This is a genomic window from Achromobacter sp. 1011811831, assembly GCF_059760905.1.
Genome location: NZ_JCBANG010000003.1, coordinates 88,073 through 104,275 on the forward strand (window position 1 = coordinate 88,073; position 16,203 = coordinate 104,275).

Genomic DNA, 16,203 nt, shown 5'->3' on the forward strand with positions numbered 1-16,203 from the left:
CGGCGACCGGACGCGCCATGTGCTGGGGCGTTGCGGATGGCTTGCCAGATCTCTCGCGCCGTACTAAATTTCGCTTACTGAATTTCGAATAACGGAATTATGTTTTGTTATTCGAAATAAACTATAAAAACGAAGCGCACGAAAATGCAATCCTTTTCTGACCGCAAGCGCATCCCCCATCCCGCGTCCAAGCCCGACGAGAAGCTCGCGCTCAGCCAGCCCGCGCGGCGCAAGCGCGCGGCCGCGACGGGCGAGGGCGGGGCCTCGCCGGACTTCATCACCGCGCTGGCGCGCGGGCTGGACGTGCTGCGCTGCTTCCGCCACGGCGTGAACGCGCTGGGCAACCTGGACCTGGCCCGCCTCACAGGCCTGCCCAAGCCCACCATCAGCCGCATCACCTACACGCTGACCGAGCTGGGCTATCTGCGCTATCACCCGGACACCGGCAAGTACTCGCCGGGCTATGGCGTGCTGGCGCTGGGCTATGGCCTGCTGGCCGGGCTCGAGGTGCGCGAACTGGCCAAGGCGTCGATGACCCAGCTGGCCCGCCAGACTGGCGGCGCCGTGGCGCTGGGCGCCTTCGATGGCGACGCCATGACCTATGTCGAGGCCGTCCATGGCTCGTCCGCGCTGTACCTGCGCCTGCCGGTGGGCTACCGCGCCAGCCTGGACAGCGCCATGGGGCGTGCCTACCTGGCCAGCCTGCCGGAAGACGAGTGCGCGGCGCTCGCGGCGCGCATGGGCGAGGCCGCCCCCGACGATGCCGTCATCTGCCGCGCGCGCGCCGAGCTGCGCGAGACAGGCTGCTGTTTCGCCATCGGCGAATGGCAGTCGGACATCAACGCGGTGGCGGTGCCGTTCGCCTCGCTCACGGGCGAGGGCGTGTTCGTGATGAGCTGTGGCGGTCCCGCCAGCCTGCTCAGCGAGGCCGAGCTGCGCGGGCGCGTCGCGCAATCGCTGGCCGATGCCGTGGAAGGGCTGGCCGGCGGCGCCTGAGGCGCGCGCGGCCGTCGCCGCGCGGGGCCGGCCCGCAAGCGCTGCGGCCGGCGGTGGGTATCTCGTACAATCCACGGATTGATCCACCCGATTGCGTTCCCGGAGGCCCTTTTGGCCAAACCTTCACAAGCCGATCCGCAGGTCGACGACCGCCCCTTGCCCCAGGATTTCGAAACGGCGCTGGCCGAGCTGGAGTCGCTGGTCGCGGCCATGGAAGACGGCTCGCTGCCGCTGGAGCAGTCGCTGGCGGCCTACCGCCGCGGCGTCGAACTCACACGCGTCTGTCAGGACCGCCTGGCGCAGGCCGAGCAGCAGGTGAAGGTGCTGGAGGGCGACTTGCTGCGCCCGCTGGATCCGGCGGCGCTGGACGACGAATAAGACTCGGATGAAGCAGACTCAACTCGCATTTCCGGAATGGCTGCAGGGCCGTGTCCGCCACGTCGAAGACGTCCTGGACGACCTGCTGCCCCCGGCCGACGCGCTGCCCGCGCGCCTGCACGAAGCCATGCGCTACGCCACGCTGGGCGGCGGCAAGCGCGTGCGCGCGGCGATGGTCTACGCGGCCGGCCAGGCCTGCCCCGTCAGCGGCAGCGTGCTCGCCATCGAGGCCTCGCTGGACCGCGCGGCCGCGGCCGTGGAACTGATCCACGCCTATTCGCTGGTGCACGACGACCTGCCCTGCATGGACGACGACACGCTGCGCCGCGGCCGTCCCACCGCCCATGTGCAGTTCGACGAAGCCACCGCCATGCTGGCCGGCGACGCCCTGCAGCCGCTGGCGTTTGAATTGCTGGCGTCGATGCCGATCGCGCCCGCGCTGATCGTGCAGGCCACGCAGTCGCTGGCGCGCGCCGCCGGCAGCCAGGGCATGGCCGGCGGCCAGGCCATCGACCTGTTCAGCGTCGGCCGCGCGCTGTCGCGCGACGAACTGCAGACCATGCACAGCATGAAGACCGGCGCGATGCTGGCCTGCAGCGTGGCGCTGGGCGGCATCGTGGCCGGCGCCAGCTCGGCCTCGCGCCAGGCGCTGGACGTGTACGCGCAGGCCATGGGTCTGGCCTTCCAGGTGGTGGACGACATCCTGGACGTGACGGCGGACAGCGCCAGCCTGGGCAAGACGCCGGGCAAGGACGCCGCCGAGAACAAGCCCACCTACGTATCCCTGCTGGGCCTGGACGAGGCGCGCGCCTTCGCCGAGGAGCTGCGCTCGACCGCGCTGGCGGCGCTGGAACCGCTGGGCGACGCGGGCTTGCGCCTGGCCCAGCTGGCCGATTTCATCGTACTTCGGGATCGCTGATCCCTGACATGCCCGGCCTGGCTGCAGACCGGGGCAACGAACCGCAACAACAGCATGACGACAGGCATGACGACAGAACTTCTGGACAGCATCCAATCCCCGGCCGACCTCAGGCGCCTGGACCGCCGCGAGCTGAAACGGCTGGCCGAGGAGCTGCGCGGGTTCGTGCTGGAATCGGTCTCCAAGACCGGCGGGCACCTGTCGTCCAACCTGGGCACGGTGGAACTGACGCTGGCCCTGCATCAGGTGTTCGACACGCCGCATGACCGCATCGTCTGGGACGTGGGCCACCAGTCCTACCCGCACAAGATCCTGACCGGCCGCCGCGCCGGCATGGCCAAGCTGCGCCAGCTGGGCGGCATCTCCGGCTTTCCCAAGCGCAGCGAATCGGAATACGACGCCTTCGGCACCGCGCACTCGTCCACCTCGATCTCGGCCGCGCTGGGCATGGCGGTGGCCTCGCGCAACGCCGGCGTGCAGCGCCAGCACATCGCCGTGATCGGCGACGGCGCGATGTCCGCCGGCATGGCGTTCGAGGCCATGAACAACGCCGGCGTCACGCCCAACATCAACCTGCTGGTGATCCTGAACGACAACGACATGTCGATCTCGCCGCCGGTGGGGGCGCTGAACCGCTACCTGGCGCGGCTGATGTCGGGCCGCTTCTACGCCGCCGCCAAGAACGTCGGCCGCGCCGTGCTGCAGCACGTGCCGCCGGTGCTGGAGCTGGCGCGCCGCTTCGAGGAACACGCCAAGGGCATGGTCACGCCGGCCACGCTGTTCGAGGAATTCGGCTTCAACTACGTGGGTCCGATCGACGGCCATGACCTGGACGCGCTGGTGCCCACGCTGCAGAACCTGAAGGCGCTGCAAGGCCTGCAGTTCCTGCACGTCGTCACCAAGAAAGGCCACGGCTACAAGCTGGCCGAGGCCGATCCGGTGCTGTATCACGGCCCGGGCAAGTTCGATCCGGCCGTCGGCATCCTGCAGGCCAAGGGTCCGGGCAAGCGCGGCTTCACCCAGGTCTTCGGCCAGTGGCTGTGCGACACGGCCGAGGCCGATTCGCGCCTGGTCGCGATCACGCCCGCCATGCGCGAGGGCAGCGGCCTGGTCGAGTTCGAGCAGCGTTTCCCGCAGCGCTATTTCGACGTGGGCATCGCCGAGCAGCACGCCGTGACCTTCGCCGCCGGCATCGCCTGCGAGGGCCAGAAGCCGGTGGTCGCCATCTATTCCACCTTCCTGCAGCGCGGCTACGACCAGCTGATCCACGACGTGGCGCTGCAGAACCTGGACGTCACCTTCGCGCTGGACCGCGCCGGCCTGGTGGGCGCCGACGGCGCCACCCACGCGGGCAACTACGACATCGCCTTCCTGCGCTGCATTCCCAACATGGTGGTGGCCACGCCGTCCGACGAGGCCGAGGCGCGGCTGCTGCTGTCCACCTGTTATCAGCATCCCGGCCCGGCCTCGGTGCGCTATCCGCGCGGCGCCGGCCGTGGCGCCGCCGAGGCGCCTGGCCTGGAGACGGTCGAGCTGGGCCGCGGCGTGGTGCGCCGCGAGGGCCGCAAGATCGCCATCCTGGGCTTCGGCACGCTGCTGCCGGCCGGGCAGGCCGCGGCCGAGGCGCTGGACGCCACGGTGGCCGACATGCGCTTCGTCAAGCCGATCGACCGCGAGCTGATCCTGGATCTGGCCAGCCGCCACGACGCCCTGGTCACGCTGGAAGAGGCCTGCATCATGGGCGGCGCCGGCAGCGCCGTGCTGGAAGTGCTGAGCGCGGCCGGCGTGCAGATCCCGGTGTTGCAGCTGGGCCTGCCCGACGAGTTCATCGACCACGGCGAACAAGCCGCCTTGCTGGCCGGCGTCGGCCTGGACGCTTCCGGCATCGAGCAGTCGATCCGCACCCGGTTTTCCAGCCTGCTGGGCTGAGGCTGGGGAGGTTGTGCGGCCGGCTGGAACAGTCTGTTCCGGCCCCGCCAACCTATAAAGAGAAGGGTTTTCCCGGGCGCTTGCCGGTGTATGGGCGATAATGGCTCCCTTCCAAAAGACTCCTGGGCCGGGCACGGCAGCGCCGCCCCGCCTCCCAGACAGGTAAGCCGAAATGAATTCTCCGATTGATCCCGCCATCGTGATGCCCGATGTCCAGAGCTCCACGGACACGCGTCACATCCCGATCCAGCGCGTCGGCATCCGCGGCGTGCGCCACCCCATGCTGGTCGAAAGCGCCGACGGTTCGCCCCAGGGCACCGTGGCCAACTGGACCCTCACGGTCGCCCTGCCGCCCGAGGAGAAGGGCACCCACATGTCGCGCTTCGTGGCGCTGCTGGAAAAGTACCGCAGCACGCCCATGACGCCCAGGCTGTTCCGCCAGATGGCGGCCGACATGCTGCCGCTGCTGCACGCCGAACGCGGCGACATCACCGCGGCCTTCCCGTACTTCATCAACAAGTCCGCCCCCATCTCGGGCGTGCAGAGCCTGCTGGACTACGAAGTGCAGTGGATCGCGCGGGCCCAGGGCGACAGTGTTGAATTCGAACTGATCGTGCAGGTGCCGGTCACCAGCCTCTGTCCGTGCTCGAAGGCCATCTCCGAATACGGCGCGCACAACCAGCGCTCGCACGTCACGGTCTCGGCCATCCTGGGTTCGGACATCAGCATGGATGGCGTCATCCGCCTGATCGAGGACGAAGGCTCCTGCGAGCTGTGGGGCCTGCTCAAGCGTCCGGACGAGAAGTACGTCACCGAGCGCGCCTACGACAATCCCAAGTTCGTCGAGGACCTGGTGCGCGACGTGGCCGCCCGCCTGAACGCGCACCCCGGCATCGCCCGCTACCGCGTCGAGGCCGAGAACTTCGAATCCATCCACAACCACTCGGCCTACGCCGTGGTCGAAGGCTGATTCCTCCATGACGCATCCGGCGGCCTCCGACTGGCCGCTCATCGCAGGATTGCAGCAATGGGAAGCGCGGCTGGCCGGGAAACTGGCCGGCCGCGGCCGTTTTGGCGTCGCGCTCTACGAATTCTTCCGCTTCGGCGCGAAGCAGGCCTGGGCCTGCCTGTTCGGCGGCCTGATGTGCGCGCTGCTGCTGGGCACGCACTGGTGGTACCCCAAGGACGCGCTGCTGGCGCGTTACGACTTCCTGACGCTGGCCGCGCTGGGCATCCAGGCCGCGCTGTTGCTGTTGCGCATGGAGACCTGGGCCGAGGCCAAGGTGATCCTGATGTTCCATGCGGTCGGCACCGTCATGGAGATCTTCAAGACCTCGGCCGGCTCCTGGATCTATCCCGAGGCCAATCTGCTGCGCATCGGCGGCGTGCCGCTGTTCACCGGCTTCATGTACGCGGCGGTGGGCAGCTACCTGGCGCGGGTCTGGCGGCTGTTCGATTTCCGCTTCCGCGCCCATCCGCCGCTGGCGGCCACGCTGGCGCTGTCGGTGCTGATCTACGTGAATTTCTTCGCGCACCACTTCATCGCCGACTTCCGCCTGCTGCTGTTCGCGCTGACCGCGCTGCTGTTCGGCCGCGCCTGGGTCTATTTCCGCATCTGGCGCGAATACCGCCGCATGCCGCTGCTGCTGGGTTTCGTGCTGGTGGCGCTGTTCATCTGGTTCGCCGAGAACATCGGCACCTTCGCCAATGCCTGGCGCTATCCCAATCAGTCCGGCGGCTGGGAAATGGTGTCCATCGCCAAGCTGGGCTCCTGGTTCCTGCTGATGATCATCAGCTACGTGATGGTCAGCGTGGTGAACCGCCCCGAGGACATCTCGGCCGCCCCTGTTGCCGAAATGCCGCGCGAGGGCGGGGAATCGGGCGGATCTGGCGCGTCCCTTATTTCTTAAGGCCGCCTGGCTTGCGTCTGACAGGCCAATAGGCGATAATCGAGAGCTTTCTTGCTCGACCGCTCATGTTTTTTGAGCAGCGGGCTGCCCCTTGCAAGCTTGGCGTTTCACTTTCAGGCGCGTTGAAAAGCGTGCTGAATGGCGAGGCCAGGCGAGCAGGACATCCTCAAGGAGTTTTACTCATGCGTCACTACGAAGTGGTGTTTATCGTTCACCCCGACCAAAGCGAGCAAGTGCCCGCCATGGTCGAGCGTTACCAAGCGCTGGTCACGGGCCAAGGCGGCTCGATCCACCGCCTGGAAGACTGGGGCCGCCGTCAACTGGCCTACCCGATCCAGAAGCTCGTCAAGGCTCACTACGTCTGCCTGAACATCGAGTGCGGCCAAGCCACGCTGGATGAGCTGGAGCACTCGTTCCGCTACAACGACGCCGTGCTGCGCCACCTGGTCATCAAGACCAAGAAGGCCCAGACCACCCCCTCGATCATGATGAAGTCGGTCGAGCGCGAGGAAGCCCGCAAGGCGTCGGCTGAAGCCGCTGCCGCCCAGGCTGAGTAAGCAGGGCTAGCGCGACCGCACCCGCGCAAGTCCGACAGGCACCGGCAGGATGAACAGACTGGAACTCAGCGCCCGCGTTCTCGAATGCGAGCCTTTGCGCCACACTCCCGCTGGATTGCCCGCGCTGGAATTGCTGCTGGCGCACGAGTCCGAAGTGATCGAGGCTGGCCTTCCGCGCCGCGTCGAACTCACGCTTCAGGCCGTTGCGCTGGGCGACCTGGCACTGATGCTCAAGGGCATCGCGCTGGGCACCGAACTGCAGGTAGTGGGCTTTCTGGCCCCGGCCCGCAAGGACTCGGTGAAGGTCAAGCTGCATTTGCAGCAGGCGCGCAAGACCGGCGGCAGTGCAGGGCACGATCCGCTGGTGGCATGACGGGACAGGAACGGGGCGCATAGCGCCTTCTGATAAACGGATAGGTTATGGGGCCGACGGCATGGCCAGGCCCCTCAAACATAGAGGTACACATCATGGCTTTCTTCGGAAAACGCAAGGAAAAACGCAAGTTCACGCAGCAGAACCCGCTGTTCAAGCGTCGCAAGTTCTGCCGCTTCACCGCCGCCGGCGTCGAAGAGATCGATTACAAGGATCTGGACACCCTGCGCGACTTCGTGCAAGAAAACGGCAAGATCATCCCGGCTCGTCTGACCGGCACCAAGGCTATCTACCAGCGCCAGCTGGACACCGCCATCAAGCGCGCGCGCTTCCTGGCCCTGTTGCCTTACACCGACAACCACAACTAATCCGGGGCACTGAAAATGCAAGTCATTCTGCTCGAAAAAGTCGTCAACCTGGGTAACCTGGGCGAAGTCGTGCGCGTGCGCGACGGCTATGCCCGCAACTTCCTGATCCCCCAGAAGAAGGCCCGTCGTGCCACCGACGCCGCCCTGAAGGAATTCGAAGCCCGCCGCGCCGAGCTGGAAAAGCTGCAAGCCGAGAAGCTGGCCGCTGCCCAAGCCCTGGGCGAGCGCCTGAACGGCTACCAGCTGAAGATCGTCCAGAAGGCTGGCGTCGACGGCCGTCTGTTCGGTTCCGTGACCAACGCTGACATCGCCGAAGGCCTGAAGAAGGCTGACTTCGCGGTCGAGAAGATCCAGGTCCGCCTGCCCAATGGCCACCTCAAGGCCATCGGCGAGTATCCGGTCCAGATCGCTCTGCACGCCGACGTCGTGTCCGACGTGACCGTGCTGATCGAAGGCGACCTGTCCTGATTCCAGGACGGCTTCGCTGAAAAAAAGCCGGCCCGCGCGCCGGCTTTTTTTCTGTTCGCAATTTTGCCAAAGCGTGTAGCCTGTCGGGCTTCGCCCGCTCGCCGCATGCGCGCCCAGGCCTTTCTTCCCGCCGTTGCACTTCGAGGATCCATTGACACAGCCGCCCGTTCACCACAACGCGCCGCCCGGCCTGCGCGCCTGGCTAGACAGCGTGGACGCGTCGCGCGAACCCTCGGTGCGGGAAGTGGCCATAGACGGCGTGCGCTGTGTCATCAAGCGGCGCCGGCCCAGCCTGGGCGGCGGCCTGTCGTACGCGCTGCGCTACACGCGCGCCCTGTTCCTGGGCCTGGGCTGCAAGCTGTTCCTGGGCGAATTTCCCCGCCCCGGCGTGGTGCTTCGGAACGGCCTGGAGCACGAGGCAGAGCGGCTGTCGGCGCTACTGCAGGCCGGCTGCCGTGTGCCGGAAGTCTGGTGGCAGGAGCGCGGCCTGCTGGTGCTGGAGTACGTGGGCGAAGACCTGGCGGACCTGATCCGCAACGAGGATTCCACCACGCGCCTGTGGCTGGCCCGGGCCGCCGCGGCGGACCTGGCGGCCTTCCACGCGCGCGGGCTGTGGCACGGCGGCGCGCAGATCCGCAACATCACGCTGCGCGAGGGCGAGCTGTGGCGCATCGATTTCGAAGAGAACATCGGTTCGGCGCTGTCGCGTCCGCTGACCCAGGCTTATGATCTGTTCCAGATGCTGGCCTCGATCACGTCGCTGCGCACGCTGCCCGATGACGTGGGCCGGACGCTGGGTAAACTGGCGCTGGACGTCTATTTCGAGCATCACCCCGACGCCGAAGTCAAAAAATGCCTGGCGCGGCTGGCGCGCGTGCTGCGCGTCATCGCCGCGCCGCTGCGCCCCCTGCTGGGCCGGCTGCCGTCGCGCGACGTGCAGGGCTTTTTCCGCGTCGCGGATATCTTGCAGCCTTTACTTTTGAAGCCATGACCAATCCTGCCGATTCCCAGCTCGAATACCTGCGCGTTCCTCCCCATTCGATCGAGGCGGAGCAGTCGGTGCTGGGCGGCCTGTTGCTGGACAACAGCGCCTGGGACCGCATCGCCGACGTCCTGATCGAGGAAGACTTCTACCGCCACGACCACCGCCTCATCTGGCATCACATCGCGCGCCTGATCGGCCTGGCCCGTCCGGCCGACGTGATCACGGTGAACGAGTCGCTGGTCAGCGCCGGCAAGGCCGAGGACGCGGGCGGGCTGGCCTACCTGAACGCCCTGGCGCACAACACGCCGTCGGCCGCGAACATCCGCCGCTATGGCGAGATCGTGCGCGAGCGCGCCATGCTGCGCAAGCTGGTGTCGATCGCCGACGAGATCTCGTCGGCGGCCATGAACCCGCAGGGCAAGGAAGCGCGCCAGCTGCTGGACGAAGCCGAATCCAAGGTCTTCCAGATCGCGCAGGAAGGCGCGCGCGGCGCGGCCGGTTTCCAGGAAATCCAGCCGCTGCTGACGCAGGTGGTCGAGCGCATCGACGAGCTCTATCACCGCGAAGGCAGTTCCGACGTGACCGGCGTGCCCACGGGCTTCACCGACCTGGACAAGATGACGTCCGGCATGCAGGGCGGCGACCTGATCATCGTCGCGGGCCGTCCCTCGATGGGCAAGACCTCGTTCTCGATGAACATCGGCGAGCACGTCGCCATCGAGCAGGGCCTGCCCGTGGCCGTGTTCTCCATGGAAATGGGCGCGGTGCAGCTGGCCATGCGCATGCTGGGTTCGGTCGGCCTGCTGGACCAGCACCGCATGCGTACCGGCAAGCTGATCGCCGAGGACTGGCCGCGCGTGACCCACGCGGTGCAGCTGATGCAGGACGCACAGGTCTACATCGACGAATCGCCCGCGCTCAGCCCCATGGAAGTGCGCGCCCGCGCGCGACGCCTGGCGCGCCAGTGCGGCCAGCTCGGCCTGATCATCATCGACTACCTGCAGCTGATGTCGGGCAATGGCTCGGGCGAGAACCGGGCCACCGAAGTGTCGGAAATCAGCCGTTCGCTCAAGGGCCTGGCCAAGGAGCTGAACTGCCCGCTGATCGCGCTGTCGCAGCTGAACCGCAGCCTGGAACAACGCCCTAACAAGCGTCCCGTGATGAGCGACCTGCGCGAATCGGGCGCCATCGAACAGGATGCCGACGTGATCCTGTTCATCTATCGCGACGAGGTCTACAACCCCGATTCGCCGGACAAGGGCACGGCCGAGATCATCATCGGCAAGCAGCGTAACGGTCCCATCGGCACCGTGCGCCTGACCTTCCAGGGCTCGAGCACGCGCTTCCTGAACTTCTCCGGCGCGCAGCCGAAGGATATGTACTGAGCGCGTTGCGTCAGCGCCTGCTCACCTGAACAAAAAACCACGCCGCGGCGTGGTTTTTTGTTGGCGGATGGCGACCGCCAGGTTGTCGCGGGCAGCGCGGGCGCGCTGCCGCGACTTGCGCTTGCCGCCATCAGGCCGGCTGGTTTTCCGTCAGCGTCGGATAGTCGGTGTAGAACTGGGCCGCGCCGCCATAGAAGCCTTCCTGGCGCGGCGCGTTCAGCGGCGCATTGGTCTTGATCCGCTCGACAAAATCAGGGTTGGCCAGGACCATCGTGCCGTAGGCTTCCAGATCGGCCACGCCGGACGCGACATCCGCGCCCACCTGATCGCGCGGCCGGCCCGGGCGATTGACGATCAGCGCGTTCTTCCAGAGCCTGCGCAGATCAGCGAGCAGGGGATCGTTGCCCAGATGCATGATGTGCAGGTAGGCCAGCCCCAACTTGTCCAGCTCGCCGACCAGGTATCGGTACAGGTCCGGTCCTTCGGGGCCTTCGTCGATTCCCCACATCGTGTTGCCGGGCGACAGGCGGATGGCCGTGCGGTCGGCGCCGATCTCGGCGGCGACCGCCTGGGCGACCTCGATGGCGAAGCGGGCGCGGTTGGCGATGGCGCCGCCGTATGCGTCGGCGCGGCTGTTGGCGCTGGGCGCAAGGAATTGCTGGACCAGATAGGCGTTCGCGCCGTGGATTTCAATGCCGTCCGCGCCCGCTTCAACGGCGCGGCGCGCGGCCAGGGCGAAGTCGGCGACTGTCTGGCGGATTTCCGGGACGGTCAGCGCGCGCGGCGCCGGAATGGCCTGCATGCCCTTGGCGGTGTACATGTCCGTGCCGGGAGCGATGGCCGATGGCGCAACGCCTTGGCGCTGGTGCGGCGTGTTTTCCGGATGCGACATGCGGCCGACATGCATGAGCTGGATGAAAATGCGGCCGCCCTCGGCGTGCACGGCGTCCGCCGTGTCTTGCCAGCCCGCGACATGCGCGTCGGTGTAGATGCCGGGCGTGGCCAGATAGCCCTGGCCGTCGGCCGAAGGCTGCGTGCCTTCGGTGATGATCAGGCCCACGCTGGCCCGCTGCGCGTAGTAGGTCGCCGAGAGCGCGCCCGGCGTTCCGTCGAACTGGGCGCGGGAGCGGGTCATCGGCGCCATGACCAGGCGGTTTGCCAGGCGATAGCGACCGACCTGAATGGAATCGAACAATGTGCTCATGATGAAATCCTCATGGTTGCCAAGTGAGTAGCGGCTTGGCCTGATGCTTGAAGCCGCTCGTGGAATGCCCGCCCATGCCGCCAGTGATCAGGACGCGGCCATGGAGGCTGCCGGGGCTGTCAGCGGAATACCGGGATCGTCCCGGATGCCGTGCGCCGATCCCCGGCTTGCTTGAGCCTGAGCCCGAGTTCGGCAATGCGGCGCTCACCCATTTCCAGCGCCTGCGCCGAGGTATGCACCGAGTAATAGCCCAGGTGCAGGGGGTGCGGATGCGGTACCGCGGAGCCCAGGACGAAGACGGCCCCATCCGTGCCCGAGGCCGTGAGCGCGATGGGATCTTCCCCGGGTTCGAATACTGCCATTTCGCCCGCCGTGAGCGCGTCGCCCGCATCGACGGCGCCTTTGGCGAGCGCCAGCCAGGCGACGGAATGTCCGGCGGGAGGCTGGTAGGTCCAGCGCTCGCCTGGACGCAGCGTGACGAGCAGGTAATTGATGCCTGGCGGCGCAGGCACCGGGCTTTGCATGCCTTCGTACTGGCCGACAATAATCCGGGCGGGGCCGCTCTGGGGCGTGTGCGCGGCTTCCAGATAGCGGCTCTCGGGCTCGCCGTTCTCAAGCTCGGCGGGCAGGGCCAGCCAGAGCTGGAAGCCCAGGATCCGGGGCGAGCCCGCTGCGGAGAGTTCCTTGCCGTGCCAGATGCCGTTGCCGGCGCGCATCCATTCCACGCCGCCGTATCCGAGCGTGCCGGAGGCGCCGCTGGCGGGTTCGTCGTAGTGGAACTCGCCTTCGACCGGCACCGTCACGGTGGCGATGCCCGAATGCGGGTGCAGGGGCATGTCGGCCATGGCGCGCACGGTGTCCCGGCTTGCGTCGAACAGGTCGAGGAATACGAAAGGCTTGACCAGCTGGCCCGCGTCCGACGGGCTCATCAGGCGGGTGATCGGCCCATGGCCACGGCCGCGGGTGCGCAGCGCGATCGGCCGGACGATGGGGGCGATCGTCGGGGTATCGGTAGCGGCATGAAGTAGTGCCATTGCCAGACCTCGCAGTATAAAATTGTGACTGAGGCTAGCAATGTAACTACCCCTTCAAGGGCTGACAATAAGGCACAAGAATGGAACGCGGTATAGAAAATGTGACCCGCCCACCCCACGATCTACAGGATGCGGACTGTCAGAAGATCAGCCAGGTACTGGCGCGGGTCGGTGAGAAGTGGAGCGTCCTCATCATCATGCTCCTGGCCGACGGCCCCCGCCGTTTCACTGAAATCAAGCGCGCCATCAACGGCATATCGCAGCGGATGCTGACCCTGTGCCTGCGCGGACTTGAGCGTGACGGCCTGATCAAGCGCACGGTCATCGCGGTGATGCCGCCGCATGTGGAATATGAGCTGACGCCACTGGGCTGCTCCCTCACCGAGCCGGTGACGGCGCTGGGAATGTGGGCAAGCAAGCACCTTGCGGACATCGACGCTGCCAGGGAGGCGTTCGATGAGCGCGAGCGCAACCAGGGTGTTGCGGCAAGCCGAAAGGGCAGATAGGGCCATGCGCGGCGGCGGCGCCGCGCACAGTCGGCCGACCGGCCCTTGCGGTCAGGCGCGATGATCGGATGCGATGGTCAGGCCGAGGTTTCCGGCCGCTTGCCGTAGCGCGCGGCCAGCACGCCGCAGACCATCAGCTGGATCTGGTGGAACAGCATCAGCGGCAGCACGATGGCGCCCACCGCATGACCCGCGAACAGCACCTGGGCCATCGGGATGCCGCTGGCCAGGCTTTTCTTGGAGCCGCAGAAGAGCAGGGTGATGCGGTCTTCGATGTTGAAACCCAGCGCCTTGCCGGCCAGCGCCGACAGGCCCAGCGCCAGCGCCAGGATCAGCGCGCAGGCCGCCACCAGCCCGGCCAGCGCCGGCAGCGGCGTGCTGCTCCACAGGCCTTCGTTGATGGCTTCGGAGAAGGCGGTGTACACCACCAGCAGGATCGAGCCCTGGTCCACGAACTTCAGCATGGCCTTGCGTCGGTGCACCCAGGCGCCGATCCAGCGGCGCGAGAACTGGCCCAGCACGAAAGGCAGCAGCAGCTGCAGCATGATCTTGATCACAGCGTCGAACGAGATCGGCGCGCTGCCGGCCTTGGCCACCACCGTGCCCACCAGCAGCGGCGTGAGGAAGATGCCCAGCAGGCTCGATGCCGACGCGCTGCACACGGCCGCCGGCACATTGCCGCGCGCCATCGACGTGAACGCGATCGCCGATTGCACCGTGGCGGGCAGGCAGCACAGGAACAGGATGCCCAGGTACAGCTCGGGCGTGACCAGCGGCTCCAGCACAGGCTTGAGCGCCAGGCCCAGCAGCGGAAACATCAGGAACGTGGCCGAGAAGATGGTCAGGTGCAGCTTCCAGTGCGTCAGCCCGGCGATGACCGCCTCGCGCGACAGGCGCGCGCCGTGCAGGAAGAACAGCAGGCCGACCGCGATGTTGGTGATCCAGCCGAACACGACCACGCCCTTGCCGTGCGCGGGCACGATGCTGGCGATGATGACGGCGCAGATCAGGTACAGGGTGAAGCGGTCGGGCAGGAGGCGTGCGAGGCGTTGCATGGGGACGTGACGGGGGAAAAAGGCCGGCGGCCACAGGGGCCGCCGCGAGGTCCGTATTGTAGTCCCGCAAGGCGGGGCGTCGGCGGCGCCGGCCCCGCCGGTGTCCACGGGGCGAGGCGCCGGCGCGCCGTTACGGCGTCATGGCCAGGGCCAGGTCGAAGGCGGCGACCAGCGAGGCGTGGTCGGCCACGCCCTTGCCGGCGATGTCGAACGCCGTGCCATGGTCCACGCTGGTGCGCACGAAGGGCAGGCCCACCGTGACGTTGACGCCATGGTCCAGGCCCAGGTACTTCACGGGGATCAGGCCCTGGTCGTGGTATTGCGCCACCACGATGTCGAACTCGCCGCGCCGCGCGCGCATGAAGATGGTGTCGCCCGGCCAGGGGCCGCTGGCGTTGATGCCTTCGGCGCGGGCCTGGGCGATGGCCGGCTCGATGACCTGGATTTCCTCGCGGCCGAACTTGCCGCCTTCGCCGGCGTGCGGATTCAGGCCCGCGACCGCCACGCGCGGTTGCGCGATGCCCATCTGGCGACAGGCCCGGTCGGCCAGGCGCAGCGCGCTCAGCTCGGCCTGCGGCGTGATGCGCGCGATGACGTCGGCCAGCGCCACGTGGATGGTCACCAGCAGCACGCGCAGCTCGTCATTGGCCAGCATCATGGCGAAGTCCGTCGTGCCGGAACGTTCGGCCAGGATCTCGGTATGGCCGGGATAGTCGATGCCGGCCAGGTGCATGGAATGCTTGTTCAGCGGCGCGGTGACGATGGCGCGGATGGCACCCGCCTGGGCGTCGTCGATGGCGGCGCAGACATAGTCGTAGGCGCCGCGTCCGGCCAGGGCGCTGAGTTGCCCCGGCGGCAGGTCGGCGGGCAGGGCGGGGCCGGGGCTGATGACCTCGATCAGGCCGGCGCGCAGGCTGGCCTGGCCGGGCGAAGTGATCTCGACCACGTCCAGGCGCGCGCCCAGCGCGGCGGCCGCGCGGCGCAGCGCGCCGGCGTCGCCGTACACCACATGCGGCGCGCGCAGGCCCTGCGCACAGGCTTTGACGACGATTTCAGGGCCGATGCCGGCGGCATCGCCCATGGTGATGCCCACGGGCAGCATGGTGTTCACGATATGCGTAGGGAAAGGCTTGCTTGGGCAAATGCTACACCCGGGAACGCCGGCGGCTTACTTCTGCGGCTTCCCGTTGCCGTCGTCCTTGGGTTCGACGGCGGTGCATTCGAAGGTCACGGTGGCGCGCTTGGGCGTCAGGCCGGTGGCGCTGTTGGACGTGATCTTGGGTTTGACCAGCTTGCTGTTGATCGACTGGCAATACTCATCGGCGCGTTGCAGGGTCTGGTTCTTCAGCTCGACCCAGGTCAGCCACCGCGCGCCCGCGCTGTTGGTGACGCTGTAGGTGTGCTTGTCGACCTGCGTCACTTCGCCCATGCCCGCGCAGGCGGACAGCAGGACGAGCAGGGCGGCGGCGGGGGCGAGGCGTGCGAGCATGGGGATGGAATGTCCGGTTGGGATGTTTCCCAGATTACAACACGGCGCGGGCCGCGCCGCGCGGCGTCCGGCGCGGCCAATGACCGCGTCGATGGCCTCAGGGCGCGGCCACGGCGCTGCGGCGGTCGACCTTGCGGCTCAGCACGATGGACGTCTGCGTCTGCTTGACGCCGTCGATCAGGCCGATGCGGTCCAGCAGCGCGTCGAGCTGTTCATGCGTTTCGCAGCGCAGGAAGATCAGATAGTCGTAGGGGCCGCTGACCGAGGATACTTCCTCGACCTCGGGCATGCGCTCCAGCTCGCGGATCACGGCGGCGGGCGTCTTGGGCAGCACGCTGATGAAGCAATAGGCGCGCACCGCGGCCTCTTCGAGCAGGCGGCCCAGCCGCACGCCGTATCCCGCGACCACATGCTCGCGTTCCAGCCGCGCGATGCGCGCCACCACGGTGGTGCGGGCCAGCCCGAGCTTGCGCGCGAGGATCGCGGCGGGTTCGCGCGCGTTGGCCTGCAGCAGGCTGAGCAGTTGCCGGTCTATGGCGTCGAGTCGTTCGTTCATGCGCGGAAACGTCGCTGGCGGCCGGCCGGTGCCGGGCGGAGTGACGAACTTACAGGGCGGGCCGGCGCGCGTCAATGCGCCCGACGGGCAT

Annotated in this window: 19 protein-coding genes; 13 read left to right on the forward strand and 6 right to left on the reverse strand. The window is 67.5% G+C overall.

Annotated features, from left to right (window positions below):
• The first annotated feature begins 144 nt into the window (after window positions 1–144).
• The 12 genes from AC6LJ9_RS02185 to AC6LJ9_RS02240 all read left to right on the forward strand — a co-directional run bounded on the left by AC6LJ9_RS02185 (window position 145) and on the right by AC6LJ9_RS02240 (window position 10,268).
• Window positions 145–996, forward strand: a complete 852-nt coding sequence (locus tag AC6LJ9_RS02185; protein WP_498146284.1) for an IclR family transcriptional regulator — start codon at window positions 145–147, stop codon at window positions 994–996.
• A 111-nt stretch (window positions 997–1,107) separates the two neighbouring features.
• A complete protein-coding gene (locus AC6LJ9_RS02190; protein ID WP_103273429.1) occupies window positions 1,108–1,374 on the forward strand; it encodes an exodeoxyribonuclease VII small subunit in 267 nt (88 codons plus the stop codon).
• Between the two features lie 7 nt (window positions 1,375–1,381).
• Entirely contained in the window at window positions 1,382–2,293 is a 912-nt protein-coding gene (locus tag AC6LJ9_RS02195; protein WP_498146285.1) for a polyprenyl synthetase family protein, read from the forward strand.
• 66 nt (window positions 2,294–2,359) lie between these two features.
• Window positions 2,360–4,222: a 1-deoxy-D-xylulose-5-phosphate synthase gene (gene dxs, locus AC6LJ9_RS02200; RefSeq protein WP_498146286.1), complete on the forward strand. Its 1,863-nt coding sequence runs from the start codon at window positions 2,360–2,362 to the stop codon at window positions 4,220–4,222.
• 172 nt (window positions 4,223–4,394) lie between these two features.
• Window positions 4,395–5,192 (forward strand): GTP cyclohydrolase FolE2, encoded by a 798-nt coding sequence (folE2, locus tag AC6LJ9_RS02205; protein WP_212313229.1) that lies wholly within the window; start codon window positions 4,395–4,397, stop codon window positions 5,190–5,192.
• A gap of 7 nt (window positions 5,193–5,199) precedes the next feature.
• Window positions 5,200–6,132, forward strand: a complete 933-nt coding sequence (locus AC6LJ9_RS02210; RefSeq protein ID WP_498146287.1) for a DUF817 domain-containing protein — start codon at window positions 5,200–5,202, stop codon at window positions 6,130–6,132.
• Between the two features lie 182 nt (window positions 6,133–6,314).
• Window positions 6,315–6,689, forward strand: coding sequence for a 30S ribosomal protein S6 (rpsF, locus tag AC6LJ9_RS02215; RefSeq protein ID WP_063952835.1), 375 nt, complete (start codon window positions 6,315–6,317; stop codon window positions 6,687–6,689).
• Window positions 6,690–6,738: 49 nt separating this feature from the next.
• Window positions 6,739–7,062 (forward strand): primosomal replication protein N, encoded by a 324-nt coding sequence (priB, locus tag AC6LJ9_RS02220; RefSeq protein WP_498146288.1) that lies wholly within the window; start codon window positions 6,739–6,741, stop codon window positions 7,060–7,062.
• Between the two features lie 95 nt (window positions 7,063–7,157).
• Window positions 7,158–7,430, forward strand: coding sequence for a 30S ribosomal protein S18 (rpsR, locus tag AC6LJ9_RS02225; protein ID WP_006218308.1), 273 nt, complete (start codon window positions 7,158–7,160; stop codon window positions 7,428–7,430).
• A gap of 15 nt (window positions 7,431–7,445) precedes the next feature.
• A complete protein-coding gene (gene rplI / locus AC6LJ9_RS02230) occupies window positions 7,446–7,898 on the forward strand; it encodes a 50S ribosomal protein L9 (protein ID WP_212313235.1) in 453 nt (150 codons plus the stop codon).
• Between the two features lie 151 nt (window positions 7,899–8,049).
• Window positions 8,050–8,889 carry an RIO1 family regulatory kinase/ATPase domain-containing protein gene (locus AC6LJ9_RS02235; RefSeq protein WP_498146289.1) on the forward strand — a complete coding sequence of 280 codons (840 nt, stop codon included), beginning with the start codon at window positions 8,050–8,052 and terminating at the stop codon, window positions 8,887–8,889.
• Window positions 8,886–10,268: a replicative DNA helicase gene (locus AC6LJ9_RS02240; RefSeq protein WP_103273437.1), complete on the forward strand. Its 1,383-nt coding sequence runs from the start codon at window positions 8,886–8,888 to the stop codon at window positions 10,266–10,268. Before AC6LJ9_RS02235 ends, AC6LJ9_RS02240 begins: the two co-directional genes overlap by 4 nt.
• Window positions 10,269–10,398: 130 nt before the next feature.
• On the opposite strand, the gene AC6LJ9_RS02245 is transcribed toward AC6LJ9_RS02240, so the two are convergent.
• The gene (locus AC6LJ9_RS02245; protein WP_498146290.1) at window positions 10,399–11,472 is read right to left on the reverse strand and encodes an alkene reductase; all 1,074 of its coding nucleotides are present in this window, start codon (window positions 11,470–11,472) and stop codon (window positions 10,399–10,401) included.
• A gap of 119 nt (window positions 11,473–11,591) precedes the next feature.
• The gene (locus tag AC6LJ9_RS02250; protein WP_498146291.1) at window positions 11,592–12,506 is read right to left on the reverse strand and encodes a pirin family protein; all 915 of its coding nucleotides are present in this window, start codon (window positions 12,504–12,506) and stop codon (window positions 11,592–11,594) included.
• An 80-nt stretch (window positions 12,507–12,586) separates the two neighbouring features.
• Between AC6LJ9_RS02250 and AC6LJ9_RS02255 the strand changes: the two genes are divergently transcribed.
• Window positions 12,587–13,012 carry a winged helix-turn-helix transcriptional regulator gene (locus tag AC6LJ9_RS02255; protein WP_498146292.1) on the forward strand — a complete coding sequence of 142 codons (426 nt, stop codon included), beginning with the start codon at window positions 12,587–12,589 and terminating at the stop codon, window positions 13,010–13,012.
• A gap of 77 nt (window positions 13,013–13,089) precedes the next feature.
• On the opposite strand, the gene AC6LJ9_RS02260 is transcribed toward AC6LJ9_RS02255, so the two are convergent.
• From AC6LJ9_RS02260 to AC6LJ9_RS02275, 4 genes are all read right to left on the reverse strand, one after another.
• Window positions 13,090–14,067, reverse strand: coding sequence for a bile acid:sodium symporter family protein (locus AC6LJ9_RS02260; RefSeq protein WP_498146293.1), 978 nt, complete (start codon window positions 14,065–14,067; stop codon window positions 13,090–13,092).
• Window positions 14,068–14,197: 130 nt separating this feature from the next.
• Complete coding sequence (pdxA, locus tag AC6LJ9_RS02265) at window positions 14,198–15,178, reverse strand: 4-hydroxythreonine-4-phosphate dehydrogenase PdxA (RefSeq protein ID WP_498146294.1); 981 nt, start codon at window positions 15,176–15,178, stop codon at window positions 14,198–14,200.
• Window positions 15,179–15,235: 57 nt separating this feature from the next.
• The gene (locus AC6LJ9_RS02270; RefSeq protein ID WP_212313246.1) at window positions 15,236–15,556 is read right to left on the reverse strand and encodes a hypothetical protein; all 321 of its coding nucleotides are present in this window, start codon (window positions 15,554–15,556) and stop codon (window positions 15,236–15,238) included.
• 97 nt (window positions 15,557–15,653) lie between these two features.
• Window positions 15,654–16,112 (reverse strand): Lrp/AsnC family transcriptional regulator, encoded by a 459-nt coding sequence (locus AC6LJ9_RS02275; protein WP_103273441.1) that lies wholly within the window; start codon window positions 16,110–16,112, stop codon window positions 15,654–15,656.
• Window positions 16,113–16,203 lie beyond the last annotated feature (91 nt).